Below are 1,121 nucleotides of genomic sequence, written 5' to 3'. Positions count from 1 at the left end.
CATTATTACCCAGCAACCAGTAGCGAAGGATTTGCGCCGGATCATTGTTGCATTTAAAATTTCCAGTGATCTGGAACGAATGGGCGATTTGGCACTTGATATTGCCAAGGTGACACTTCGTTTGGAAGGGCAGCAGATCATTAAGCCTCTGGTGGATATTCCGCACATGGCTTCCATTGTTAAAGAAATGATAGATGATGCGATCAAATCCTATTTGGATGAAAATACAGATCTGGCCTACAAAATGGCCAAAGAGGATGATCGTGTGGATTCCATGTATAGCCACATGATCAGCGATCTGTACGCCTTTATGGTAGAAAAGCCGGCAGAGGCTTCACAAGCCATGTTGCAACTGCTTGTAGGACGATACATTGAACGAATTGGTGACCATGCTACGAATATCGGTGAAAGTACTGTATATCTCGTGACAGGGGAGAGACCAGATTTGAACCAGTAGAGCTTTCAGGTATATAGCGGTTGTTTCTGACCCAGACTTGTCTTTGAGCAAAAGGCAAATTTGGTTAGGAAGCAGCCGTTTTTTTCTGAAAAAGGAGTCTTGTATGTTAAGATAGGAAGAGGAATGCGTAAAACGTAAGAACGTTACGAATGCATTGATGAACTTGCGAGGTGCTAAATGGATAAACTCATGCTTATAGATAGTAACAGTATCATTTACCGGGCGTTTTTTGCTATGCCACCGTTAACGAATTCGAGCGGGCAGCAGACGAACGCGGTGTACGGATTTACGACGATGTTATTGCGGCTCTTGGAGGAGCACAAACCAACACATATTCTGGATGCCTTCGATGCCGGTAAAATAACGTTTCGCCATAAAGGATACGAGGATTACAAAGGTGGACGGGAGAAAACACCACCAGAGCTGTCCCAGCAATTTCCGTTGCTGAAAGAGCTATTGACCGCTTTTGGCATTGCTCAGTTTGAACTGGATGGCTATGAGGCGGACGATATTATAGGCACCCTGTCCAAGACAGCGGACGAAGCCGGTATTAATGTGCTGGTCGTGACTGGGGACAAGGATATGCTCCAATTGGCCTCAGACCATGTCACAGTCGGATTGACCCGCAAAGGGGTTACTGAGGTGGAGACGTATGGACCTGAGC

General features: G+C 45.9%; 1 protein-coding gene and 1 pseudogene. Both read left to right on the top strand.

What is annotated here, in order from left to right:
- Nucleotides 1-457: phosphate signaling complex protein PhoU (gene phoU, locus GRP75_RS27675; RefSeq protein ID WP_160790975.1), on the top strand; the 457-nt coding region annotated here is incomplete at its 5' end.
- Nucleotides 458-634: 177 nt separating this feature from the next.
- Nucleotides 635-1,121, top strand: a pseudogene (locus GRP75_RS27670) (PIN domain-containing protein); the annotation flags it as partial.

This window comes from Paenibacillus sp. OT2-17, from assembly GCF_009827695.1.
Classification (GTDB): domain Bacteria; phylum Bacillota; class Bacilli; order Paenibacillales; family Paenibacillaceae; genus Paenibacillus; species Paenibacillus polymyxa_B.
Note: the sequence above shows the minus strand (reverse complement) of the source record. Positions and strands in the feature narration are given on the sequence as shown.